Genomic DNA, 24,455 nt, shown 5'->3' on the forward strand with positions numbered 1-24,455 from the left:
CTGGAGAAGTATACGAAACCAGGTAAATCTGAGGGTATAAATTGATTTGTCGGTCTCGATCAAAGGCTAATGCTCCGGTTATTTTCAGTAATAACCGGAGCATTTTGCATTCTCCGTATCAGTAAAGTTAGGGAAAAGAGAATGTCGCATTTTTACAATCACAGGCTCTCTTCTGCCGGTAGCTTTGTCATCAAATCTACGTAAACAACAAGATGATAAAGTACATTTTAAGTCTGACCTCGCTGCTGACCATGCTGGCGTTCGAGTCTGACGAGCCGGTGAACAAGCTGAATGGAGCCTTTCGCCAGACAAAAAACAAGTATGGTTCCATGACCGAGTGGAAAACCCGCGACTCGGTTACGGTTATCAAAGTTTTTCGGGACGGCTACTGGTTTGGTGCATTCTATGACGACAAACGACGGGATCGCTACGATGAAAAAACGGCTGGAATTAAGCCATTTGATGGGGCTTGTGGCGGTACGTACGAGCTGAAAAACGGCAAGTATATCGAAAAGATTGGATTCTACTCCTGGGATTCTACCGCCGTTGGCAATGTCTTTTCATTCGATTATAAAATCAGCGATCAGCATTATGAACAGTTTGGCGTCATGAATTCTGAGAAGTACCCAAACTACCCTATCAATGAAGTGGCAGAACGTATCAAAAGCACAGAGCCATTAAAAAATGCAGGTCTGGAGGGCGTCTGGTTTATGAAAGAAGGGCAGTGGGGTGGAGCAGATCGGTTGGGCGAAGGCAAGTATAAAAACATGCAGGTAGTCAAAATTTTCAGTTACCCGATGGTTGTCTATGCCTATTATAATCCTATAACCCGGCGGTTTGATGGAGCAGGCGGGGCTATGTATCAGTTCGATGGTAAGACGCTGACCGAAACGAATGAATTCTGGTCGTGGCAAGCCGATGGTAAGCGTAAAGGCAATGCTGAGACGTTTAAAATTTCGCTCGATAATGGCCGGTATGTTCAGCAGGGATGGGATGGAAAACTAAAGGAAGTATTTACTAAGGCAAACTAATTTTATGAAAAAGTCAATCATTATCAGTGTATTACTAATTACTTTGTTGGGAATAAGCAGCGGGGCCAGTGCCCAAAAACTATGGACCGAGGCCGACCGGACATATACACTCGATAACCTCAAACGTACGCGTGATACATTGATTCGGGAGACCGAAAATCTCACCGATGCCCAATGGCACTTTCACGAATCGCCCGACCGCTGGTCAATTGCTGAGGTGGTAGAGCATCTGGCCCTTTGGGAGATCATCTGGGCGCGGGAAATTGGTATTAGCAGTCGCAATACACCCCAGCCTGAATTGATTAAAACGAGCCATCCCGATAGCTATTATCATGACTTTATTATGGAAGAAAAGTCGCATATTTCCCCTGCCTTTTCACGACCCACGGGATTTATCAGGGGGAAAGATAATCTAACATTCTTTACGCGGCTGCGCGATCAGAACATTGCCTTTGCCGAAAAAACAGATGCCGATATGCGGGCCTGTTTCGAGTTGACGGCAACAAAAGATCCGCGCAATCTGCATCAAGTATACATTTATCAATGGGGTCATGTCGATCGCCATCTGCGCCAGATTCGTAAGGTCAAAGCGCATCAGAATTACCCAAAAGAGACTGTATCAACTAAATAGAGTACGTGATTTTAAAAGACTATGGAAACTGTTAGCAAAACTTCCCTTACCGAACAGACCCGCAAGGGCGCATGTCTGGCTTTTTTCTCGGCCTATCAGGACATGGATACGGCACGTATGATTCAACTGGCTACCCCCGATGCTACCGTACATTTCGTACCGATGGGCGATGATGGAAAGGGTTCATTCTGGGAATTTGGCAAAGGTGTCTGGCAACTTCTCATTGACTGCTTCCCCGATTTAGATAACACCGTCGATAGCCTGACTACGCAGGACGATACCGTTGTTGCTAATGTCGCAATTTTTGGCACACAGGCGCAGGATTTTCTGGGTATCACAAATAAAGGACTGCGTTTTAACAGCGACCATGTCTTTGTTTTTCGCTTCAATGATGACGACCGCATTACTCATCTCGACATTAGCTGGGACCATGCCGGATTTAGTAAGCAGTTGGGAGCATAGGTGCGCAAGTTAAAGTTAAGCTGCTGATTTTAAAGGTATTGATGTTTTGGCTAGCTTATCAGTTACGTGTTGATAAGCTAGTCATTATCCTGCCTGGATTGCCAGCCAGATGTTCCAGATTCCGAGGATAGCCGTAACGATCACTACGAGCCCCATGGCCAGATTCTGTGTCAGTGAGTTGCGGTAGGTATCGCCCAGGAGTGTTCGATTATTGACAGCGGCAAACAGGAAGATAGTTACAAACGGAAGCAGTATACCGTTAATGGCCTGCACGGCTATGATAACGGGAATAGGCGTCACATTGAGTAGACCAAATGTCAGACCAGTGGCCATCACGGTAAGCCAGATACCCCGATAAGCGGGTGAGTTTTTGGGAATGCCAAGCAGGCTTTGTGCTGTAATGGAAGCAGCCAGTGGGGCCGTCAGTGAGGAGGCAAATCCAGCGGCAAATAAACCAAAGGCAAATAACGATCCTGCCCAGGTGCCAAGCCGGTCGGTCAGTACCTGCGCCATGTGTCCATACGAGAAATCGCTGGGAATGAGCAGTCCAGCCAGTAACAATACGACTGAAATAATCCCGCCTAAGATGACCGCGACCCAGATACCAAGCCGCATTTCGCTCAACGACTGACCCGGAACGATACTGGAACCGAAAAACAGATTATAGGGTACGATGGTCGTGCCAATCAGGCCGTTAATGAGTAGCAACGACCCATTAGGAATGGCGGGTACAATCAGGGCTTTGGTTAATTCGGTGGGAGTAACAGGCGTACCGAAGGCCACATAGACAAAAGCACCGCCCATCGCAAAGACAATCAGACCCAGGAAGTTGGCCAATCCTTGCGTCGACCCAATCCAGAGCAGGGCCACACAAACTAAACCGACTACTACAGTCAACGCCGGGACGGGTAATTTGGTAAGCAAAGCCAGACCCGATACGGCTCCGAGAATATTGCCAGCCTGATAGGCCGCGCAACCCAGGAAAATAGCCAGAAACAACGCCCATGCGATCCGGCGCCCACTCTTTCCTGCATATGTCTGAGTAATGACCTGCCCTAAATCGCTGCCCGTAGCGATGGTGATACGAGCAGCAGCTTCCTGCAACCAGACCGTACCAAATGTGGCAAACGTTAAAACCCAGAGGAGTTGTAATCTGTAGGTTGATCCTGCAATTGCACAGGCTGTAACTGAACCCGGACCAATAAAAGCAGCCGAAATAACCGACCAGAATAGTACACTGCCGAGACCGGCACGCAGGGAGAGAGACTTGGGCACTTGAGGGAGTTATGAATGATGAGTGATAAATGATGAATGTAAAAAAAACTCTTTACAATTCATCATTTATCACTCATCATTCATCATTATGACAGATATTTTCTCAACATCCAGGCCATTGCTTCATGGGCTTCCATCAAACCAGTCAAAAAGTCGGCCGTGCCTGCGTCATTCAATTCTTCATCACATTTATCGACATCTTCGCGTAATTCACGGACGATCTGCTCGTGATCAGCAAGTAGATTCTTGAACATGTCCGGCGTTCCCTTGGGTGTACCCGAATCTTCTTTCAGACTGGTGTTATGCAGAAATTCGGCCATGGTTGCCAGCGGCTTGCCGCCTAATTGACGAATACGCTCGGCTACGGCATCAATTTCTTCTTCAATTGCTTTATACTGCTTTTCAAAGAATTTGTGGTATTCCATGAAATTCGGCCCAGCCACGTTCCAGTGATACTTGCGGGTTTTGATATACAATACATGCAGATCGGACAGGAAATCATTCAGTAGGGTATTGTCCTGTTTGAGGACATCTGCTTCAAGGCCAATATTGGGTTGCATAATAACGTGAGTTTGGTAAACTGTTAATTCGTTTGAGGAGTGCTTCGTGCATTCCACTCTTCTGAACAACAACCAATCAAACCGTTTGTTTTGTTATTCTATCAACCCGGCAAATACGGTTTTTGCATATACCAAATCCTGTTTATGGGCGTCTATTGGCCCCATTGCATTGGGTGAGCCTTTTTCCAGACATTGCTCCAGAACCAGATTCGGGCGAACGCCTGTTGCTTTTAATTCAGCGGCCAGCCGCCGATAATCAATATCGCCATCGCCGAATGTCTCCTGCCAGATACCGTCTTTCGACTGTCGGATGTGTACTTCACTAATCCGTTTGCCGTATAACTTCACGACATCAAACAACGCGATCTGCGAATTCCCCGATCCACGATAGACCCAATGGGCATCCAGACACAACGATACATTTCTGGGGTCAGAAGCCAGCAGCATATGGTGAAATTCGCGGGCCGCCTGACGATGTTCGGGGGCGTGGGTATGGTAGGCTAGAGTAATGCCACGCTTCCGAAGTTCAGCACCCAGCCGGTCGAGGTTTTTGGCCTGCTCGGTTAGTTCGGCGTCGGATTTGTCGGCGTCGCTTCCCCATTTGATGGGACTTGGATTCGTTACGAAAATAGAGGTTCCGGCGGGTTTCGCGGCATCGGCGATGGCCAGCACTGAATCAATGGATTTCTGTGCTTCGTCGGCTTTATGGAGGGTGCTGTTGACGTACAGCGAGTGCATCGACAACTTGTACTTTTTGAGCAATGGCAGGAGTTTCGTGACCTCCTCGGCCGAATTTACGGCCGGTTCATAGGCAGTCAGCCCCGACTGGGTCAGTTCGGCCAGCGATGCATCGGGATCGGCCATCCAGGTTTTGCCCTGCCGGTTGTAAAATGTCAGCCAGGTATAGGAATTACAGGCAATGGGAAACGATTTGGCTGCGGGTTTAGCCTGAATTAGTGCCTGATCAGGCAACATAACAGCTCCGCTTAATGCGGCCAATGATGTCAGAAAGTGGCGACGGGTTGAGGACATGAGTAAATCAAACTAGCGATCCTATAAGCAGGCCGAACGCTAGTTTCTACCGTTTTCAACGGCGAACAAAGTGTTCGGCCTGTGGAGGAGCTATTTGATTCCGTGTTTTAACAGAGCCAGCACAAACATCGCCTTCTTCTATTCCTGTGAGTCAGGCCATGCGTGTTTTTGGCCACTGCTACGTAAACCCAGTCCGATAAGAAGCTTCGATAAACCTGCCATTTATCGCTTGCTCTTGACTACCTCTGCGCGGGAAATGAATTTGAACGATTGACCAGTCAATATGCCAGCCTTAATGGTGACCTGCCGTGGCCGCATCGAACACACGGCAGAAGTTGCCACCGCCTACTTTGCCGATTTCTTCTTCGGTGAAGCCTTCTTTCAACAGGGCATTGACAACGGCATAATAGAACCCAACCTGCTGATCCTGCCAGGCTTCATTCGTGCGTTCGCCGATTCGGCCGCGATTTTGATCACCATCCGGACCATTCGGAGACTTAGGATCACGTGGAGGTCCGCCGGGCTGATTGACGGGAGTGCTACCAGGTTTAGGACCGCCAGCAGATCTGTAAGACGGTGTCATTTTGGTATCGGTGCCAATGCAGACATGGTCGATTCCGGTGACTTCAACCAGAGCCCGGACGTTCTGGGCATATTCAAGCGGAGTATCGGCCAGATGGGTCCATACACCAATCACGCCACCGGCATCGGCAACGATTTTTGCCTGCTCCTTGCTGATGAGTCGGGGTCGCATCATTTTGGCCATGAACGGGTTAGCGCCTAACTTAGAGTCGAGGCCAGTGTGCGAAATGACAACAGGTTTGGTTGCTACGTTAAGGGCCGCGTTTATGGTTTCATTGCTGGCGTGGGTCAGGTCGACCAGAATGCCCATTCGGTTGCACTCCCTGATGACGTCGGTACCAAACGCAGTTAGCCCGCCCCACTGGGGAGGCTTTGTGTAAATATCGCCCAGGGGTACCGACGCATCGTTGTCGTGGAGCAGCCCGAGCTGGCGTAAACCCCGGTTGTAAGCCTCTCCAAGCCTCTCCAGACGCCCTTCCAGGAAGTGACCGCCCTCAACCGATTGAATAACGATCGGCTGACGCCTTTGGTGAGCGGTTTGAATGTCGGTCAGGTTCAGCGCCCGCTTCATGTTGTTGCTTCCTAAAACCTTGTCCATGGCATTTAATCCGCTTATGAACCGGTCGTAGCCCTCTGCGGGTTGGCGAATTTGTTGATAGTCTACGGCGAAGGTCATGCAGATGGCTGATAAGCCCGACTTTTTCATTTCGCCAACCAGATCGAGTTTGGGGCCGGGTAGCTCAACTGCGTTAATGGGTACGTCGATATGATTATGAGTGTCGATTCCAATCGTTTTGGCTACGATTGCAGCTACCCGTGGGTCGACCTCATCGAGCGCCCATGCCAGCACAGGATTCAGCATCATCGCTGCCCCCGCCCCGGTTATGGTGGTAATAAATTTCCGCCGTGAGTATTCCTGTTTTGAGCTATTCATAGTTTTCAAGTAAGCAAATGGACGGAAAAATTCAGGAAGACCTGTTTCGTGCCGGGATCTTTGAGCCGGAAGGTTATGCGGTCATCAGGCTGTAACAGGCCGTGGCTGACTGATCGAAAAAGTAATACGAGAACCTGGCTGTGCCAAAATAGCGGATACCGTACAGCGTGTCAGGAAGAGCGGAATAACTTGCATCAATTTTATGAATAACGATAGTCCCGAAAGCCATTGGGGGTAAACGAATAAATAGTCCGGACGGCTTTTAGTTGCGTAAAGAGAAGTTTAAGCCCTATTTTACAATAAGCCTATCGGCGCTAAAAGTAACCATCAACCAGGTAAACAACCTGGTTATGTTTTAAAAGTAGCTGACATTGATTGATTCATATCCATATAGGACTTTCGCTTAAAGCCGTGCCACAGAAGCCGCGGACGTTGGTTGCCAGAAGCACGCGATTAGAAACCACCACCCACGGCTCAGCGTTGACACGCTTCGCTGCCAAATTCCTATACACCAATAACTTTTATTTTTCTTCATCTTTGTTCAATACATGGAAATCGGACAACGCCGTCGCTGGCTCTGTTCTTTTACAGACTACCCAGATTTTTCTGAAATTGCTAGTTTCCTGCCAATGAACCGAAGAGATTTTCTTGCCCTGGCCGCCAGCGCTTCCGCTGGGCTACCCTCGTTGAGCTGGCCGGATGATACCACCATCCCCATTATCGACACCCACATACACTTGTTCGACACAACTCGCGCTCAGGGTGTGCCGTGGCCGACTCCTAAAGATGAGATTCTTTACCAGCCAGCACTTCCAGACCGTTATCGCAGGATTGCGGTGCCTCTCGGAATTGTGGGTGCGATTGTCGTGGAGGCCAGTCCGTGGCTTGAAGACAACCAGTGGGTCCTCGATGTCGCTGCAAGGGACAAAATCATTGTCGGAACTGTAGGCAATCTTGAACCGGGCAAGCCGGGCTTCCGCCAACAGCTCGAACGTTTCCATCGCAATCCACTGTTTCGCGGTATTCGTTACGGAAACCTCTGGGATCGTGATTTGTCCCGTCAACTGTCGAATCCTAAGGTTGTATCAGACCTTAAATTTTTCGCCCAGACGGGACTCGTCCTGGATACGGCGAACCCGAATCCCGTCTTGCTGGCTGCCATCGTGCGCGTCACGGAGCAAGTACCTGAGTTGCGGGTAATCATCGATCATCTTCCCCAAATGACAACTCCGGTAGAAGCAGCGGTACGGAAGGACTATGAGACCCATCTGCAGGAACTGGGTAAGCGGCCCCAGGTTTATGTGAAGATTTCGGAGGTTCTGCGCCGGGTTGACGGAAAAATTCCGCAGGCGCTCAGTTTCTACCGTGGACGACTGGATGAATTATTCGGCATCTTCGGTGAAGATCGCCTACTCTATGGCAGCGATTGGCCAAATAGCGATCAGTGGTTGCCTGTTGAGGCTGGGTTGAATCTGGTGAGCGAATATTTCAACGCAAAAGGTCGAACCGTAGCTGAAAAGTACTTCTGGAAGAATTCGGCCGCTGCTTATCACTGGCTGAAGCGCGACCCTTCACAGCCCGGATAGCCATTCTGCGACCTCTTCAGGTTTGGCTTTTGTAAATAAGGCTTTGGTTTCGAGGTGTGCCACGGTTACTAATGATGCACAAAAAAACGTGGCACACCTCGAAACCAAAGCCTTAGTATTGGCCCATTTTATTGGTTTCTCTGACTCGTTACGCTAAAGTAGCATCCACGCTGATCGTGGTATTAAATAGTTTTGAAATGGGACAGTTGTGTTCAGCATGATCGACCAGTTCATCAAACTTGGCTTTATCTAAGCCCGGTACACTAGCCGTAAGGGTTAACTTAGAGCTGGTAATACCGCTGTCTTCGAGAGTAATGGCACACGAAACGTCGATCGAATCGGCGACAAAACCTGCCAGTTGAATGTTAAACGCCAATTGCATGGTGAAACAGCCTGCATGAGCAGCCGCTACTAACTCTTCAGGATTGGTGCCTACACCATCGGCAAACCGCGTATTATACGAATACTGTGTCTGATTCAGAACTGTACTGGCAGTTGATAGTGTTCCTTTACCATCTTTACCGGTCCCAGCCCAGTGCGCGGATGCATTACGGACAATTTTCATGTGTGTATGATCTAGATTTGTTTTTGATTTGTTTTTTGATGGATCAAAAGTAAACGACAGCTTTCTTCACATTTTTCACCTATGTTAAAAAGTGTTCGCAATAACCTAAAAAATGGTGGCTCAACGAAAAATAAGGCCAAGAATACCCGATAAACTATTTTTTGATAATGACTCCCAACAGAATGGTAGCGCGTAAACAGACTATTTTACATGAACACTTACAGCAATTTGCTGAGCTTTCTGATGCCGATATTGAGCTGGCCGATGACCTCTGGTATTTTAGAGCCATTGCCAAACATGATTTCTTCAATTTTCAGAATTCGGTCTGTCGACAAGTGGGTTTTATCCAGAAAGGCATTTTTCGGGTTTACTACATAGACCCTAAAACGGAGTTGGAGCATAATCTCTACTTTATTACGGAAAATACATTTTTAACTTCCCTGAAAGGTTTACTAACAAAAACGACCTGTCCTTATCTGATCGAAGCCCTTGAAGATGCTGAATTGCTTGTCATTGATTATGACCGGTTACAGCAACTCTATAGTCAATCACACGGCTGGGAGCGCTTCGGCCGGCTGCTGGCCGAGCAATATTTCTTATTCAACCAGACCCGGTCAGAGAGTTTATTGACCCAAACCGCCGAAGATCGCTACCGTGATCTAGTGGAAAATTACCCCAACATCCTGAATCGAGTATCGCTGGGCCATATTTCATCCTATTTAGGCATCAAAGGTCCTTCTCTCAGCCGAATCCGGTCGCAGGTGGCGCGTAAATAAGCTTCCATACGCGTGCTGCTCATCTGCGTGGCTAATAGCCTTCATCGGAAACGAGGTAGTAATTTTTATGAAAGGTCGACTGGTCTTCGTTTTGAATGGTAACGGTGAGCCATTCAACGTGTGTATAGGCGTTAAAGGGACTAATATGACTGTCGATTACCTGTTGATTCTGGATAGAAAGCTGCGTCTGAACAAAGGTCAGCACTTCTTCCTTTGAATCGAAACTACCCAGCAGATCGCCCAGATCAAGCGTTGGTTCCTGATCAGGTAATTCGCCCATCGTGTTAGATATTGGGGACGTAACTTCTGCCGGTGAATCAGAGGAGGAGACTAGATACAATTCTAAGGTCATCTGAATAAAATGTTTTGTCTCGTTAATTAACGTTCAATGCCCATTTTTGGTTGGTAATTTCTAACAACTAAACTACGGCGAATCATAAAACGACCCGACTCCTATGAGTCAATTGCTCATGCTGAACCGCTTGATAGTTCCCTGATGGTCGAGGAGGTAGACTTCCCCGGCGGCATCCTCCCCAAAAGCCGAGATCGTGCCTGAATGCTCCGCTAGCAGTTGATTACTGGTCTTTTTGTCGTTTTCGAAGGTCAATGCCCAGACTTTACCACTGGCGTAATCGGCATACAGGTATTTACCTTGTAAAGCCGCATGACGAGAACCCCTATAGACCACACCTCCCGTAATTGAAGTTCCTTCATCACGCCCATAATGGTGAATCGGATCAATCAGGTCGCCGGGGTCACAATCGTTGCGGGGGTTATAACACCGGATCGCTTCTTTTAAACGCCAGCCGTAATTGCCACCTTTTGTTATAATATCAATCTCCTCGAACTGATTCTGTCCCACGTCCCCGGCCCAGATCCGACCGGTTTGCCGATCAAAACTGAATCGCCAGGGGTTACGAAGCCCATATGCATAAATTTCTTCCCGATAGCCTTCCCGGTTATTGACAAATGGATTGTCGGCCGGGATGCCATAAGCTCCTTTAGTCGTCTTGTCGACGTCAATGCGAAGGATTTTGCCCAACCAGGAAGCCCGGTTCTGAGCGTTTTGATGTGGATCGCCCCAGGCTCCGCCGTCACCGGTTGCAATATAGAGGTAACCATCGGGGCCGAAGGCAATTTTTCCGCCGTTGTGGTTGTCATAAGGCTGAGCAAATCGCAGAATAACGGTCTCAGTGGCTGGATTTATTATTTTCAAATCAGGGGTTGTTGCCTGATAACGAGCGATGACTGATTCCAATGGATTTCGCTTCGTATAGTAAATGTAAAAATAGCCGTTCCGGCTAAAGTCGGGATGAAAAGCCAGTCCGAGGAGCCCCATTTCACCTTCGTGCGATACCTTCTTTGTAACATCCAGGTAAACCGAAGCGACCTGAACGGTGGGTTTGTTCTCGAATACCCGGATTATGCCTTCCTGTTCCAACACAAAGATCCGGTTGCTGCCGTCCCGTGGGCAAGTAAATTCAACCGGGCGACGGAAGGTCAGGTTCGGAAACGCATTTTCTAATTTCCAGACCGCAGGCTGTCCTTGCAGCGGTTTTTGCGTCGGGACCGGAAGTTTGATATCCGCAATTAGAGAGGCTAAGCCGCAAGAAATCACAAAAGAAACCAGAATAACGGTTGTTTTTTGCAAGTTTTTTGGCAAAAGGAGAGCCTGTAAAACCGTTTTTTTCATCTAATTGGATACTCAATCATATCGGGGTTATGTTAAGTTTGAGTTCCTGGAATTGTAGGACAGAAGCATGAAAAGTATAAGTAGCTCCTTTCAGGACTTTACTCACCTTGTAGTCGTCCCAACCCCACCACCGCCCGGTGTTTCCACCCGTATGCGTTCACCGGCCTGCATGGCCCGTGTGAAAATGCCCGGTAAAGTTTCCTCCAGTCCATCCGTATGCATTAACGTTTGGCGGCCGGTTGCGCCTGATTCACCACCATGAAGGCCGTAAGGGGCTACTACGCGGTGCTGACTCAAGAGGGTTGCCTGTACAGGTTCCAGAAACTCGATTTCGCGGATGATGCCATCACCACCCTTCCACTGCCCCGTTCCCCCCGACCCCTTGCGAATGCTGAACTCATGCAAACGAACGGGATACCGCCGTTCAAGTTCTTCAGGGTCAGTTAGTTTGGTGTTTGTCATGTGCTGATGCACTGCCGAGCGACCATTGGCACCCATAGTAGCCCCCGAACCACCACCGATGGTTTCATAATACCCAAAGTTTTTATTCCCAAACAAAAAGTTGTTCATCGTTCCCTGGCTACACGCAGCCAATCCTAACGCTTTAAGCAGGGTATCGACCAATCGCTGGCTGACCTCCGTATTGCCGCCTACCACCGCCGGGCAGTCAACTGGATTATCGGGAAAGACTGGATTCAGAAACGACGATTCGGGCAGAATAAAATCAACGGGTGTCATTAAGCCTTCGTTCAACGGAATGCTTTCCGGGGTCGTATCCGACTTGCACCAGAGCCGAAGCACATACAAAACGGCGCTGTACAGAATCGATATGTTGGCATTGAGGTTGTGGGGGTGTACACCGGATGTCCCTGTAAAATCGAAAGTAACCCGGCCGTTGTTTACCACAATGCTAACCCGAATACCATGTCCATCGTCGAGGGCTTCCTCCGCCTGGAAAATTTGCCCCTGCAACGGCTCCAGAATAGTCGAGATCGCGTCTGTTGCCGATTGTTTCAATCGGGTCATGTAGTGATGTACGGTCGATAAACCGTGTTGCCTGACCAGATGCTGAAGTGCGCTTTCTCCCGCTTTTAATGAAGCGAGGGCGGCTTCGATATCGGCCCGGTTTTCGGCCAGTGCCCGAGTAGGATAGGGCGCATCCCTAAACCGGGACTCAAGTCCGTCGGTAACCTCTTCACTACGACTATCCCACTGGAAGATGCCTTTTTTTACGACGTACTGGGGCTCCAGCACAACACCTTCTTCCACTAGCGTAGTGGCATCGGGCGGCATCGAACCCGGTACTTTTCCGCCGATTTCAGCATGATGGGCGCGGTTGATGATGTAGCCGATCAATTCCGGTTTATCAGTATGGCCCTCATCCGTGAAGACGCCACTGAGTAGCGTTACGTCGGGCAGGTGCGAGCCACCATATTTGGGATGGTTCGTGATCACAACGTCGCCCGGTTCGAGCTGAATGTTGGCAAGTACCAGCCGTGTGCAAATACCCAGACTGCCCAGATGCACCGGAATATGGGGTGCATTGGCGACAAGCTCAGCATTGGCATCGAGCAACGCGCAGGAGAAATCGAGCCGCTCCTTCACATTAACCGAGAACGCGGTTCGTTGTAACTGAGCGCCCATTTCTTCGGCAATTGCGCGGAATCGCTGCGTGAAAAGCTCCAGTTGGACAACCTCATTGTGAACTTCACTCGTCTTGTTTAGAGAAGGAAGATCATCGTCAACATCAGCGATGTAATCAACGACGACATTTTTTTCGGCCTGCACAACAACGCGCCAACCCGATTCGATAAAGGCCGATGAGGTTGTGTTGAGAAGCAAAGCTGGACCGCGAAACGTGTCGCCTTCCTGCAACTGGGTCCAGTCATAAGCTGGAAACGAATCTGTTGTGAACGACGGCACGGCGTGGCGATGGCTTACGGGCGGGCCACCCACGGGATTTTCGTCGCGAACCGTACTGGCAATGACCCGAATACTTTCCACTTCGACAGGACGTGGTTGACCGTTGGTATCTGAAGGGAAGTGACCGTAGAGTTGTTGGTATTTACGCTGGAAAGCGGTCTCCAATTCGGAACGAATCTCAAGCCCTGACTGATTTTTTTCAGACGTCGATAAGAACGGATAAGAGAGCTCGATGGATGATTCCTGCCCCTGCAGGCGTACATAAATCAGCGCCGATGAAAGCCTGATTTGCGTATCGGAACCAACATCTGACCGTAACGCATCGGTAGCCTGGTGACTCAATTCGTTAAATAAAGCAGGTAATTTGTCGGAAATGGTTGACAGTGGCTGCAAAATCGACCGGGAGACTATCCGCTCGATTTGCGCTTTCCCAATACCATAAGCGCTTAACAAACCACCGTCGAACGGGAGAATCAACTGCTCCATGTTCAGCAATCGGGCAATGGCACAACCATGTAAGCCACCCGCTCCGCCAAAAACCAGCAGACTATAGGCAGCTGGGTCGAACCCGCGCGCAACGGATATTTTACGGATCGCTCCGGCCATCGTTTCATTGGCAATATGCTCGAAGCCTCGTAGTAATTCCAGCGGATCGGGCCGATTGCCGGTTTTGGCGGCTATTTGATCACAAATTTCTTGCAAAGCGGCCTGCGCCTTTTCGGGGAAGACCGGAATGCCAAATTGCTTTGGGTGAAGTTTGCCCAGTAATAGATTGACATCGGTAATTGTGAGCAGAAGCGGCTGCCCTGGTGCTGTGGCCCCATAACAGGCCGGGCCCGGATTGGCCCCCGCACTTTGGGGGCCAATCCGTAGCTGCCCAGAGGTGGCACCGTGCCCCTCGAACCAGCACACCGAGCCACCACCAGCGGCTACGGTTTCAATGGCCAGTGAAGGCAGCTGCAAATCGAATGGGCCAATTTTGGTAGAAAATCGATAATCCAGACCCCGTTGCACGCGGGCTACGTCGGTACTAGTGCCACCCATATCGAGAGTAAGTACGGGCTGGTCGTTACTGGTTGCATAGGCACCAATCACCCCACCTGCCGGACCACTTAACAGACTGTCTTTCGGCTGGAACAGATCGGCACGAACTAACCCGCCTGAACTCGTCATAATCCGCACCGACGAGCCACCAAGCTGCTGTTGCACATTGTCCAGATAGGAGCGCATGACTGGTGTAAGGTAGGCGTCGACAACAGCTGTTTGCGTACGGGACACATACTGAGGAGCCACAGAAACGTCGGTCGAACGTGTTACGTAGGCAAAACCGGCAGTGGTCAGTGCATCGCGGAGTTGACGTTCATGAACAGAGTTCCGGTAGGCATTCAGCAGTGATATGGCTACAGAATCGGGTTTCGTTTTCTGAAGCTGACCGACCAAATCGACAATAGTCTGATCAGCTAGGGGCACCAGAACCTGCCCGTCGGCAGCGATGCGTTCATCTACTTCGAGTACCGTATCATAGAGTACTTCGGCGGGCGGTATGGCCAGTTGAAAGAGATCCGGGCGTTGCTGGGTTCCGATCGTAAGCAGATCGTTAAAGCCTTTTGTGACCAGCAGCGCCACACGTCCTCCTTTTCGTTCGAGCAGTGCGTTCGTGCCTTTTGTTGTTCCCAGTCGCATTTCGAGGGCTGGAAACGGCTGGCTTAAAGGTGTCTGCGTTAACAAGCGAGTCGCTAAAACCGGGGCTTCTTCGCCGGTCAGAAGTTCGACCGTAGCGGGTTGAGGAATAGGATGAAGTGGATGATCCAGAGCGAGCGTTCCATCGGTTTGTAGGGTAAGAACTTCGTAGCAATCTCCCGTATCGACGATGCGCAATTGATAACCGTCAAAAATAGAGGCAGTCAGCCAGGGTGCAACGAGTTTACCATCGATTAGCTGCCCGCGTAGACGGCTACTGCTCAGGACTTTGGTGCGGTGTATTGTTCCATTGGGGTCCTGGGCGAGGCCGTCAGTAAAGGTGCCGCCCGTATCAATCCAGATTTGCCACATGAGTTAATTAATCAGCGTAATGCCTGCCTGTCGATAAGTCGCGATAACGTCAGGATTCGCTTCCTTGTCGGTGATCAATACGTCAAACAGGCTTAAAGGCGCAAAATAGAGGTATTTGTTGGTTTCTAATTTCGATGAATCGCAGAGGAGGTAAACTTTTTCGGTTTGGCGGGCCATCGCAATAGCCGTACTGGCTTCTTTCTCGCTGTTAGCGCTCAGTCCATGTTCCAGTGATAGGCCATCGACGCCAATAAATGCCCGATTGGCCCGGTAGCGAGCCATGTGCTCTTCGGCCATCAATCCATGCACAGCCTGCCGTTCTTTATCAACTTCGCCACCCACCAAATTGACCGATACATCTGATGTCATCAGTTCCGCGACGATGGGAAGCGAGTTTGTGACAACTGTAATTCGTTTGTTTCGGATGAATTGGCAAAGCCTGAACACCGTACTGCCGCAATCCATGAAAATGACATCGCCCTCCTGAATATCCTGAGCGGCTAGCTGGCAGATGTAATCTTTGCGTTCAGCATGAACGGCCGTTTTATTCGCAAAAGTGTGCTTATCGGTAGCCAGGCTCACTTTCATGGCTCCACCACGCGTACGATAGATCAGGCCTGAAGCGGCCAGTTGAACCAGATCGCGTCGGACAGTCATCTCGGATGTTTGTAATAATTCTGCCAATTCGCTCACATCGGCCGAACCACGTTCTTCGACCGTTCGTACAATTAGCTGCTTCCGGTTTTGGAAATTCATGCTTGATTGTGTTGTTTTGTTCAAAAATAAACAAATTCAAACAATTTTAAACAATATGCTTGCTGAACGCGTGCAAATAACGGAAGAGAAATTATTGTCTGACAACTGGTACATCCTGAAACGGTTCACCTTTAATTACCTCGGCAGGAACGGGCAATGGACAACCCAGCAACGTGAAGCCTATGATCGGGGAAACGGAGCCACCATTTTACTCTACAATCCGCAAACCGACCGGGTGATTCTGACTCGTCAGTTTCGGTTGCCAACCTTCGTCAATGGTAACCGAACCGATGGCCCGTATTCGGGAATGCTGATCGAAACCTGTGCGGGTCTGCTCGATAACGACGATCCCGAAACTGCTATCCGACGCGAAACGGAAGAAGAAACGGGTTACCGGATTCAGTCGGTACAAAAGGTAATGGAAGCGTATATGAGTCCGGGTTCGGTAACCGAAAAGTTATTTTTCTACATCGCTCACTATACTGCCGATACCGAACGAAATGCCGGTGGCGGTATCGATGAGGAAGAAATTGAAATTATGGAATTGCCTTTTCAACAGGCCCTGGCCATGATGGAAAGTGGAGAAATCATGGACGGGAAAACGATTATGTTGCTGCAATACCTGCGGCTTCAACAACTGACTAACGCATCGAACTCATGAAAAGCCTACTGATTTTAGTGGCTGGTCCCTATCGATCCGGCACGAATGACGACCCCATTCGGATGGAAGAAAACCTTCATCGTCTTGAATCCGTAACACTGACTTTGTTTCGGGCAGGGCATATACCAATGATTGGTGAATGGGTGGCATTACCATTACTCCGCCTGGCTGGTGGCAAACGACCTGGTGATGAGGCCTGGCAAGAGATTCTTTATCCGGTCGCTAAACGGCTGATCACCCGTTGTGATGCCGTTTTACGTCTGCCGGGTGAATCCAAAGGAGCTGATGAGGATGTTCGACTGGCTACTGAACTTGGCTTGGCAGTTTACTATAGACTGGAAGATGTGCCTGGATGTGCATAAAAAACAGTATCAGATTTATACATCCGATACTGTTCAGGTTTTGCTTACTTGTTGTGTCAATTTCTCAAAACCAATAAATGCAATGGTATCAATTTTGTGTCATTATTTGCCCACTGAAATCATATTGGCAAAAAGCCGATAAGCACCCGGAACGCCAGCCGGTAACTCCCGAAAGAACACCAGACCTGTATACATGAAGTTCCCCTTGCCGTATTTGGCGTAAATCAGACTGCCCTGCTTGGCCGCTTCGTTCTGGTCATGAGATGAAAAAATGGGCTCATAGGCTTTGTCCCAGTCCTGAGCGAAATAGATACCGCGTTCCTGAATCCAGCCCGAAAAGTCGGCTTCTGTAATTTTATTCGGGTAATTGAGCAATGGGTGTTGCGGATTGATGAACGTCATGGGTGCATCTTCTTCGGTCACGCGTTCGTTGACAACCTTGAACGGATAAGGACCCATCTGACTGACTTTAAGCCCATTCTGAATAAATCCTGAACCGCCCGGTGTAACATATTGTACGATCATTGTACCGCCATTTTTTACATAGTCCATCAGGTTGGCCTGATAGTTGGCTAAATAATCATTGATATTGTAGGCACGAACACCAACAACGATGGCGTCATAGGCCGACAGACTACGGCTTAGTTCAGCGGGGCCGAGAATCGTAACGCGACAACCCATCTGTTGGAGCGCGGCAGGTACTTCATCGCCAGCACCGACGATGTAGCCGATGTTCTTCGCGGTTACTTTAACGTCCAGTTTTACAAGTTTGGCTTCAGCGGGCGGAAACAACGTTTGCGTTGGAATGTGCTTGTAGGCTATTATGCGCAAACCGGTCGTGAAGGTACCATCGCTGGTGGTCATCATCGCCTGTAATTTGCCGTTTTGTGCCTGAGTAGTTGGCGTTATTTTGAACGTTACCCGTTGCTCACTGCCCTTGCCCGCCAATGAAAATGGGAGGGAGACCGGTTCAACCCTCCAGCCCGAGGGGGCGTCCAGTTTTATCGTTCCGGCTATATTGGCCCGACCAGCTTTCAGCACAAGTTCAGCCGTTTTAGGAGCTGCGTCAGAAAAGGCATACACACGCTCAGTGAGGTTAGCTGTCACATCAGGCTGAAGGATAAACGGCCTGTAAATCTCGCCATCGACCGGGTCCGTTGATTTGTAGACCACCGGGCGATTAAAAGTAAATCGTTGACCACCAATCTCGAAGGTATAACTGGCAGTTAGTGCAGCCGGGTTTTCGGGTAGACCGATTAGCTGCTGATTATCGACCTGAAATAAACCTTTTACGATGGGCTTTTCGAGCCAGTACGGCTGCGAGATTTTCTGGGTTTTCGGAATTGTAACCAGCGTTGGCAAGAGCATAACATCATTAGGCTTTAGCGTCAGATCCAGGGTCGTGTCTTTGCCTGCCGAATACCGAATGCCTACTAATTTGACCGGCGAATCGGCCCGACTGACTATGTTGGTCGTGAGTTTAATGGTTTCGCCGGGTGTAGCTGCATAATCGGTTGGGTTCGTTTCAAACCACAAGCCCAAACATTGCCGGATCAACTGCTCGACTTCCTGACGTTTGGCTTTCACATAAATGCTGGTTGTGTCGAGCTTGTTCAGGGCGCCATATAGCTGAGTCAGTGCGGGCACCGAGGCAGCAGGCTGGTCGGGTTTGAACGTAGCAATAAGCTGGTGAACCTGTGTCTGCACCGCATCACTTCCCGAAATACGTTTCCAGCTAATGTCGATTCCGTCGAGTGGATCTTTCTCTGCCGGATCACCGCCTTTTAGCAAAAGATAGTCGACACGCGCACCCCTGCTGGCCGGTACACCAAAGCCCTGACTTTTATGCTGACTACGGCTTTCAGCGGCAATCTCACCGTATGATTTGCCCAGTAATGCGTTATACAGGCCCGTTTCGATACCGATTAGATTACCCGCTTCGTCAGGCTTTTTGTTGCTCAAAAACGCACCCGGAATAAATACATTCCAAAGAATACGTTTTGCCTGCCAGGGCTTTACATAAGCCAGTTGCTCCGGGAATTTTTTTGGATCGTTCGAAATTTTGAAGGCTTCTTCTGCCAGAAAACCGGATGCGCTATGGTGGCCATGACCCGCGCGCGAATCGGGTGGGAAACGCGTAATGATCGCATCCGGCTGGTATTTTCGAATCATCCAGACGACATCGGCCAGAACTTTTTCCTGCCCCCAGGTACGGACAGCCTCGTCGGTCGATTTAGAAAAACCAAAGTCGTAGGCCCGGCTGAAAAACTGGTCAGGACCGTCGACACGCCGGGCTGCCAGCAATTCCTGCGTTCGGATTACCCCAATATTCTCTCCCTGTTCAGGACCAATCAGATTCTGGCCACCGTCGCCCCGAGTCAGTGATAGATAGCCTGTGCGGACAAGCCGTTCCTTGGCCAGGTAGGCTAGCATCAATGTATTTTCATCGTCGGGGTGAGCGGCTATGTACAACACCGAACCGAGAACGTTCAACTTTTTCAGGTTTGAGAGAATTTCGCCCGGTGGTGTGGGTTTGATGGAGCCATAAGGAACCTGAGCGAATAGGGTTGATGTGAGGGAACAACCAAGGAAGAAAGAAAGCAGACGTTTGCGTACAGACACGGGAAGGAAGCAGATTATTGGGTAACAGCAAATTTACGATAAACATAAGAAAAGGCTACCTAAAAACATGGTAGCCTTTTAACACATTACCTAACAACTAAGGAGTTTACTGAAAAATAGGGATTTTTTGGAATTGATCAGCAATGGGTTTCGGAACATTTGGGTTCGTATTGATTTCTCCCTGAGGATATATGAATCGAGCGGGTTTTTGTGAGCCTACATACAGCGGAATCGTCAGCTGAACGACCGGTGTCGCTTTGGCCATTCGGCGTACATCATTGAAGGCTTCGTATTGCATCAGAAAGAAGATATAGCGCTGCGCTACAATCTCATAGAGTAAAGCGGTCTGTACTGTCGTGGCTTTCGTAGGATTGGCTAACCCGGCAGGGCCGAAGTCATCCAGCACATAGGCATCATACTTACGACCCGTTGTAGAGAGCGTCTTGCCATTGATGGTTCCGCCTGCCAGCCCGCTTCTGACCGCGTTGAGGGCTGCCAGGGCTTTGGCGGTATCGCCCAGACGAGCCTGCGCTTCGGCCAGAATTAGTTGGTTTTCGTAGTAAGTAAGAATCGGATGGGGCGCGTTTGACGTAAAGGCTCCATCAACAACATTAGGGTCTAATGTACCTGTACCAATGACACCAACTTTAAAATAGTGATTGTAAAGGGCGGTTTCGTCTGTTTTGGTATTCGCTGATTTAATCCGCGATTGCATCAGTATGGGCAAATAAGCACCATCGAAACCTGTATCGCCCGGCCGGTTAACCCGGAAGAAATCATAGTTCTGGTTGTAATCGATGCCCTGGCTTGTACCGTGAGGAGCCAGCGCGTCGCCCGCTGTACTGCTGATTCCTGAAGCAGCACTCTCAACGGCTTTGGCGTAATTACCTACATGCAGAAAAAGCCGGGCTTTGAGTGTATAGGCAGCTGCCTTCCATTTTGTTACGTCGCCCTTGTAGATAAAATCCTGATTGGCGAAGGCCAGTCCGCTCGTTGCCGACAGATTCTGGATAGCATTGTCGAGCGTTGTTTGAAGCGCCGTGTAGACATCCGCCTGTTTGTCGAACACCGGTGTTGGGTATTTAACATCGTCGAATGCCTGGCTATAGGGTACATCGCCATACAGGGCTGTTGCTTTGGCGATCAGTAATGCTTCCAGTACCTGCCCAACTCCTTTCGTCCATTTGTCACCTACGGCATCCGCTTTGGTCTGAATCAGTCGCGTTTGACTGGCGGCTGGGTAAAGCGGATTCCAGGAGAAGTTTTGTGCTGATACGATATAATCGGCGTACCCCTGGTGCTGTCGGCTTAGCCCATTGAGCTGACCTGCCCAGATGGCGGCAATTCGCACATCGGTATCTTCGTGGAGAATAGTAACCCCAACCAGGGTGCCTGACAACAGGGTGGCAATATCGACATCAGTAACCGCATTCGGGTTACTCTGGATATTGGGTTCGTCGAAGACCTGACTGCAACCGCTCAGCAGCGATACCGTCAGCAACGAAGCAAACAATTTATGGATAAGCGCTTTATTCATGGCTTGAAATGAGTTTTCGCTTTTCTGTTTGATGTTTATGGTTGCCATAGCTAACCGTAAATGATCCATCGAAAACGGGTTTAGTACGTGATTTTGAGCGAGAACAGCAAAGAGCGTGTATTGGGATTCGTAAACCAGTCCTGCCCACGCGAAAGACCTGCACCCGTGATGTTTACTTCCGGGTCGGTACCTGTATAATTCGTCCACAAGAGAAGATTGCGACCGGTCAGGCTAAAATCAACATTCGATAAGTGCGTGAACCGGCGGAATCCTTCACTACGCAAACTATAGGTCATCGTTATTTCGCGCAGGCGGGTTGAACTACCATCTTCAATAAACTGCTTGTAGGAAGCCGAGTTGAATGAAGTTCCCCGTCCCTGATACCAGGCCTGGTTCAGGGCAACCGGTCCTGCGCCAAAGTCTTTTATCTGACCCTGGAATGACGTACCGGCTGCAATTACTTTTCCGTTCACATCTTTGATACCACCTGCGGGTGCAACAGCCGTGCCGCCCTGATCAGCGTGAACACCGAAGCTGTAGAGCGCTCCCCGCGTACCGTTATAGAAGTCATTCCCCGCAACTCGGTCGAAGAGGACCGACAGTGATAAGCCTTTGTAGGAAAATGTGCTTCCTAATCCGCCCCGCCATTTTGGGTTCGGATCGCCAATGATCTCGTTGCCGGTTCCGCCCTGTGGGAAACCGTTCGCATCCAGCTTGTACTTGCCTGATTCGTCTTTCAGGAAATCGGTCGAATAAAACACACCGAAAGGCTGCCCTTCAATCAATGATGCGTTTTGCTGGTAACTGTCGGGCAATGTCTGGGCAGCAGCACCCGCCAGCGAAATGACTTTGTTACGGTTCAGCGAAAAGTTTGCTGACAGATTCCATTTGAAATCGCCCAGCGTGATCAGGTCAGCCCCTGCCTCAAACTCAAGCCCTTTGTTCGACAGCTTGGCGGCATTGACATTCCGAACCGTATACCCCGTTTCATTGGGTACGTTCAGCGACAGAATTACGTCGTCGGTAGAATTGTCATAAGCTGTCGCCGAGAAATTGATGCGATTGTTGAGGAATCGGAGATCAACCCCAATTTCTGTTTCTGTTTTACGCTCTGGCCGCAGAAAATCATTGCCAGCGGTGGTACTCCGAACGTAGCCGCCACCATACAGCGCACTAGCCGATTTCAGACCACCCGCAAAAGCATCGGTATAGGCTGCGGGCGAGAACGTGGTGAAGTTCTGGTAGGGCTGTGGCTGAATGCCTACCTGACCCCAGGTTACGCGCAGTTTACCAAAACTAAGCAGCGAGCTGGTTTCCAGCGCTTTTAATTTTGTGAATTGCCAGGCCAGTGCTGCCGATGGGAAGAAGAATGTGCTGTTGGTTTTAGAACCAAATGTCGAAGCACTTTCGTTGCGACCAGTCAGGGTCAAAAAGAGCATGTTATACGCCTGAACTTCGGCTTGGGCGTAGTAGGCATACGTCCGAATCAAGGACGTATAATTGCTGATGGCGCTATTCGAGTTGAGCGCATTGGTCAAAATGTCGGGTGCGTTTGGAACAATAAAGTTAGTGATCTGATCGCTGACGTATTCTTTCAGTCGGCTGTTGTAGTTAACACCAACCAGCAGCGACCCACCAAAATTTTCATTGAACGTTTTGGTTGCATTGGCAAATACATCGGTGTTGAACTGCTTTTCGGTGATCCAGTTTTTCGATAACAGGCCCGTTCCGTATGAGCCTGAGTTCCGGGCAAATCGCTCCAGCCGTTTATCGATAAAGTTATCGATACCTGTGCGCCCGGTAATGCTCAGCCATGATGTTGGCGTAATGCCAAGTTCAGCTGTCCCGGTAATGCGGTCAACATCGGTCGTATTCCGGTTATTGTTGATGTTCCAGACGGGGTTGGCGTAAATGGTGTTTTGATCGACACCCAATGGGTTCCGGTATGAAACGTGTGCATTATTGAATGTCTGCCCGGCCTTGTTGGTGTAAATGCCGGTAAAATAACTGTTGTCGAAATCGCCGGGAGTCCGGAAACCACCCAGGATGATACCGTCGAGGTTATCGCCCTGCTGAACCCGCGTTGAATAGCTTTTCGTATAGCCAACATTGGCCGATGCCCGTAGCCATTCGGTAAACTGACTGGCTACATTGATGCGGGCGGTGTTGCGCTGGTAGGTGCTGAATTTTTGTACGACGCCATCCTGATTTAGATTGGAGTAACTCAGCAGGAAATTAGACCGGGCGTTGCCACCGCTAAAATTAATGCTGTTGTCGGTGAAATGACCCGTCTGAAAAACGTCTTTCGTGTGATCGTAGGTTTGTCTGGAGTTCTTGCCGCCGTGCGGACTGGCAGCTGTTCCAGCGGCAATGGCGTACCGTTTCGTACCATCGGGAAACGTTACGAAGCCCTGGTAGCCTGCCGCATTTGGGTCCGTGATAAACGCATCGTCACCGCCTTTCCGGTCGGCAATCAGGTCGCCGAATGTATTTCGGCTTCCTTGCTGAAAAATACCGTCTGATCCCTGTCCGTATGTTGTTTGTAGCTTGTGGTTTTTGTTGACCTCATCGAAGGAAACGGTTGATTTGAAGGTGATATTCACCTTGCCCTTCGTATCCTTTCCTTTTTTGGTTGTAATAACGATAACCCCATTGGCGGCCCGTGTTCCCCACAAAGCCGCAGCAGAAGCTCCCTTCAGAACTTCCATGCTCTCAATATCTTCGGGATTAATATCGTTGATCCGGGATTGCTGGACGATGCCATTGCCAGCAGCTGTGCCGTTGTTATCGCTGGAGTTGCTGACCGGAATGCCATCGACAATAAACAGTGGCTGGGCATTACCGTTGATCGTGTTTTGACCGCGAATCTGGATGTATGCGCCTGCTCCCGGATCACCGCCATTACGCGTGATCACAACGCCGGATGCTTTGCCGCTAAGGCCTGTCAGTAAGCTGGTTTCACCTGATTTAGAAATGTTCTTGCCATCAACGGTCGATACGGATGAGGCAAATTTGTCGCGTTCTTCCTTTATGCCGAGCGCCGTTACGATTACCTCGCCTAATTGTTTGGTGTCGCTTTTGAGTTTAACATCAATAGCCGTTCGTGTGCCGATGGGTTCCTCGACAGTTTCCATACCCACTGCCGAAAAGATTAACGCATTGCCCGAAGTTGGAACATTTATGCTGTATTCACCTTTAGCATCCGTGACTGTACCGATTGTTGTTCCTTTGACGACAATCGTGGCGCCCGCAAACGGAATGCTCCCTTCATCGACAACAACAGTGCCGCTTATTTTTCGGCCCTGTGCCCATACATAAGCACAACTAGAGCATGCCATGAGCAAGCTCAGCAGTAGTAGTTTTTTCATGAAGTTCTATGGTTAAGAAAACGCAATGTTTACTGTGCAAAAGTAGA

General features: G+C 49.5%; 20 protein-coding genes. 7 read left to right on the forward strand and 13 right to left on the reverse strand.

The window, feature by feature from the left end:
* Window positions 1-212: 212 nt before the first annotated feature.
* From G8759_RS12710 to G8759_RS12720, 3 genes are read left to right on the forward strand one after another with little or no spacing between them, the layout of a single operon-like run.
* Window positions 213-1,031, forward strand: coding sequence for a hypothetical protein (locus G8759_RS12710; protein ID WP_167208483.1), 819 nt, complete (start codon window positions 213-215; stop codon window positions 1,029-1,031).
* Between the two features lie 4 nt (window positions 1,032-1,035).
* Window positions 1,036-1,662, forward strand: a complete 627-nt coding sequence (locus tag G8759_RS12715; RefSeq protein WP_167208486.1) for a DinB family protein — start codon at window positions 1,036-1,038, stop codon at window positions 1,660-1,662.
* Window positions 1,663-1,683: 21 nt separating this feature from the next.
* Window positions 1,684-2,124 (forward strand): nuclear transport factor 2 family protein, encoded by a 441-nt coding sequence (locus G8759_RS12720; protein WP_167208488.1) that lies wholly within the window; start codon window positions 1,684-1,686, stop codon window positions 2,122-2,124.
* 84 nt (window positions 2,125-2,208) lie between these two features.
* Here the strand turns inward: G8759_RS12720 and G8759_RS12725 are convergent, their stop codons facing one another.
* The 5 genes from G8759_RS12725 to G8759_RS12745 all read right to left on the reverse strand — a co-directional run bounded on the left by G8759_RS12725 (window position 2,209) and on the right by G8759_RS12745 (window position 6,736).
* A complete protein-coding gene (locus G8759_RS12725; RefSeq protein WP_167208491.1) occupies window positions 2,209-3,399 on the reverse strand; it encodes an NRAMP family divalent metal transporter in 1,191 nt (396 codons plus the stop codon).
* An 86-nt stretch (window positions 3,400-3,485) separates the two neighbouring features.
* The gene (locus G8759_RS12730; protein ID WP_167208493.1) at window positions 3,486-3,959 is read right to left on the reverse strand and encodes a Dps family protein; all 474 of its coding nucleotides are present in this window, start codon (window positions 3,957-3,959) and stop codon (window positions 3,486-3,488) included.
* Between the two features lie 93 nt (window positions 3,960-4,052).
* Window positions 4,053-4,991: a sugar phosphate isomerase/epimerase family protein gene (locus G8759_RS12735; protein ID WP_167208495.1), complete on the reverse strand. Its 939-nt coding sequence runs from the start codon at window positions 4,989-4,991 to the stop codon at window positions 4,053-4,055.
* Window positions 4,992-5,283: 292 nt separating this feature from the next.
* Window positions 5,284-6,507: a dipeptidase gene (locus G8759_RS12740; protein WP_167208497.1), complete on the reverse strand. Its 1,224-nt coding sequence runs from the start codon at window positions 6,505-6,507 to the stop codon at window positions 5,284-5,286.
* Between the two features lie 73 nt (window positions 6,508-6,580).
* Window positions 6,581-6,736, reverse strand: coding sequence for a hypothetical protein (locus G8759_RS12745; RefSeq protein ID WP_167208499.1), 156 nt, complete (start codon window positions 6,734-6,736; stop codon window positions 6,581-6,583).
* 319 nt (window positions 6,737-7,055) lie between these two features.
* Here G8759_RS12745 and G8759_RS12750 point away from each other — a divergent pair, with 319 nt between their 5' ends.
* Window positions 7,056-8,093 carry an amidohydrolase family protein gene (locus tag G8759_RS12750; protein ID WP_232074231.1) on the forward strand — a complete coding sequence of 346 codons (1,038 nt, stop codon included), beginning with the start codon at window positions 7,056-7,058 and terminating at the stop codon, window positions 8,091-8,093.
* A gap of 148 nt (window positions 8,094-8,241) precedes the next feature.
* Here the strand turns inward: G8759_RS12750 and G8759_RS12755 are convergent, their stop codons facing one another.
* Window positions 8,242-8,658 carry an OsmC family protein gene (locus tag G8759_RS12755; protein WP_162386130.1) on the reverse strand — a complete coding sequence of 139 codons (417 nt, stop codon included), beginning with the start codon at window positions 8,656-8,658 and terminating at the stop codon, window positions 8,242-8,244.
* 167 nt (window positions 8,659-8,825) lie between these two features.
* Between G8759_RS12755 and G8759_RS12760 the strand changes: the two genes are divergently transcribed.
* Window positions 8,826-9,434, forward strand: a complete 609-nt coding sequence (locus G8759_RS12760) for a Crp/Fnr family transcriptional regulator (RefSeq protein WP_232074232.1) — start codon at window positions 8,826-8,828, stop codon at window positions 9,432-9,434.
* Between the two features lie 31 nt (window positions 9,435-9,465).
* Here the strand turns inward: G8759_RS12760 and G8759_RS12765 are convergent, their stop codons facing one another.
* The 4 genes from G8759_RS12765 to G8759_RS12780 form a co-directional block, all read right to left on the reverse strand.
* Entirely contained in the window at window positions 9,466-9,714 is a 249-nt protein-coding gene (locus tag G8759_RS12765) for a hypothetical protein (protein WP_232074233.1), read from the reverse strand.
* Between the two features lie 180 nt (window positions 9,715-9,894).
* Entirely contained in the window at window positions 9,895-11,127 is a 1,233-nt protein-coding gene (locus tag G8759_RS12770; protein ID WP_167208503.1) for a PQQ-dependent sugar dehydrogenase, read from the reverse strand.
* A 102-nt stretch (window positions 11,128-11,229) separates the two neighbouring features.
* Window positions 11,230-15,102 (reverse strand): hydantoinase B/oxoprolinase family protein, encoded by a 3,873-nt coding sequence (locus tag G8759_RS12775; RefSeq protein WP_167208505.1) that lies wholly within the window; start codon window positions 15,100-15,102, stop codon window positions 11,230-11,232.
* Between the two features lie 3 nt (window positions 15,103-15,105).
* Complete coding sequence (locus G8759_RS12780; protein ID WP_167208507.1) at window positions 15,106-15,858, reverse strand: DeoR/GlpR family DNA-binding transcription regulator; 753 nt, start codon at window positions 15,856-15,858, stop codon at window positions 15,106-15,108.
* A 55-nt stretch (window positions 15,859-15,913) separates the two neighbouring features.
* Here G8759_RS12780 and nudK point away from each other — a divergent pair, with 55 nt between their 5' ends.
* Both nudK and G8759_RS12790 read left to right on the forward strand, forming a co-directional pair.
* Window positions 15,914-16,519, forward strand: a complete 606-nt coding sequence (gene nudK, locus G8759_RS12785) for a GDP-mannose pyrophosphatase NudK (RefSeq protein WP_167208509.1) — start codon at window positions 15,914-15,916, stop codon at window positions 16,517-16,519.
* Complete coding sequence (locus G8759_RS12790; protein WP_167208511.1) at window positions 16,516-16,881, forward strand: DUF4406 domain-containing protein; 366 nt, start codon at window positions 16,516-16,518, stop codon at window positions 16,879-16,881. Before nudK ends, G8759_RS12790 begins: the two co-directional genes overlap by 4 nt.
* Window positions 16,882-16,983: 102 nt before the next feature.
* On the opposite strand, the gene G8759_RS12795 is transcribed toward G8759_RS12790, so the two are convergent.
* The 3 genes from G8759_RS12795 to G8759_RS12805 form a co-directional block, all read right to left on the reverse strand.
* On the reverse strand, window positions 16,984-19,503 hold the full coding sequence (locus G8759_RS12795) for a PIG-L family deacetylase (RefSeq protein ID WP_167208513.1): 2,520 nt from the start codon (window positions 19,501-19,503) through the stop codon (window positions 16,984-16,986).
* Window positions 19,504-19,609: 106 nt separating this feature from the next.
* A complete protein-coding gene (locus G8759_RS12800; RefSeq protein ID WP_232074234.1) occupies window positions 19,610-21,088 on the reverse strand; it encodes a SusD/RagB family nutrient-binding outer membrane lipoprotein in 1,479 nt (492 codons plus the stop codon).
* 32 nt (window positions 21,089-21,120) lie between these two features.
* Window positions 21,121-24,408 carry a SusC/RagA family TonB-linked outer membrane protein gene (locus tag G8759_RS12805; RefSeq protein WP_167208515.1) on the reverse strand — a complete coding sequence of 1,096 codons (3,288 nt, stop codon included), beginning with the start codon at window positions 24,406-24,408 and terminating at the stop codon, window positions 21,121-21,123.
* Window positions 24,409-24,455 lie beyond the last annotated feature (47 nt).

Source organism: Spirosoma aureum (assembly GCF_011604685.1).
Taxonomy (GTDB): Bacteria; Bacteroidota; Bacteroidia; order Cytophagales; family Spirosomataceae; genus Spirosoma; species Spirosoma aureum.

Bases quoted from the DNA above. Each gene is read 5' to 3' on its own strand.
- G8759_RS12710 (WP_167208483.1), top strand. From the start codon at position 213: ATGATAAAGTACATTTTAAGTCTGACCTCGCTGCTGACCATGCTGGCG.
- G8759_RS12715 (WP_167208486.1), top strand. From the start codon at position 1,036: ATGAAAAAGTCAATCATTATCAGTGTATTACTAATTACTTTGTTGGGA.
- G8759_RS12720 (WP_167208488.1), top strand. From the start codon at position 1,684: ATGGAAACTGTTAGCAAAACTTCCCTTACCGAACAGACCCGCAAGGGC.
- G8759_RS12730 (WP_167208493.1), bottom strand. From the start codon at position 3,959: ATGCAACCCAATATTGGCCTTGAAGCAGATGTCCTCAAACAGGACAAT.
- G8759_RS12735 (WP_167208495.1), bottom strand. From the start codon at position 4,991: ATGTCCTCAACCCGTCGCCACTTTCTGACATCATTGGCCGCATTAAGC.
- G8759_RS12740 (WP_167208497.1), bottom strand. From the start codon at position 6,507: ATGAATAGCTCAAAACAGGAATACTCACGGCGGAAATTTATTACCACC.
- G8759_RS12745 (WP_167208499.1), bottom strand. From the start codon at position 6,736: ATGGCTTTCGGGACTATCGTTATTCATAAAATTGATGCAAGTTATTCC.
- G8759_RS12750 (WP_232074231.1), top strand. From the start codon at position 7,056: ATGGAAATCGGACAACGCCGTCGCTGGCTCTGTTCTTTTACAGACTAC.
- G8759_RS12755 (WP_162386130.1), bottom strand. From the start codon at position 8,658: ATGAAAATTGTCCGTAATGCATCCGCGCACTGGGCTGGGACCGGTAAA.
- G8759_RS12760 (WP_232074232.1), top strand. From the start codon at position 8,826: ATGACTCCCAACAGAATGGTAGCGCGTAAACAGACTATTTTACATGAA.
- G8759_RS12765 (WP_232074233.1), bottom strand. From the start codon at position 9,714: ATGGGCGAATTACCTGATCAGGAACCAACGCTTGATCTGGGCGATCTG.
- G8759_RS12770 (WP_167208503.1), bottom strand. From the start codon at position 11,127: ATGAAAAAAACGGTTTTACAGGCTCTCCTTTTGCCAAAAAACTTGCAA.
- G8759_RS12775 (WP_167208505.1), bottom strand. From the start codon at position 15,102: ATGTGGCAAATCTGGATTGATACGGGCGGCACCTTTACTGACGGCCTC.
- G8759_RS12780 (WP_167208507.1), bottom strand. From the start codon at position 15,858: ATGAATTTCCAAAACCGGAAGCAGCTAATTGTACGAACGGTCGAAGAA.
- nudK (WP_167208509.1), top strand. From the start codon at position 15,914: ATGCTTGCTGAACGCGTGCAAATAACGGAAGAGAAATTATTGTCTGAC.
- G8759_RS12790 (WP_167208511.1), top strand. From the start codon at position 16,516: ATGAAAAGCCTACTGATTTTAGTGGCTGGTCCCTATCGATCCGGCACG.
- G8759_RS12800 (WP_232074234.1), bottom strand. From the start codon at position 21,088: ATGGCAACCATAAACATCAAACAGAAAAGCGAAAACTCATTTCAAGCC.
- G8759_RS12805 (WP_167208515.1), bottom strand. From the start codon at position 24,408: ATGAAAAAACTACTACTGCTGAGCTTGCTCATGGCATGCTCTAGTTGT.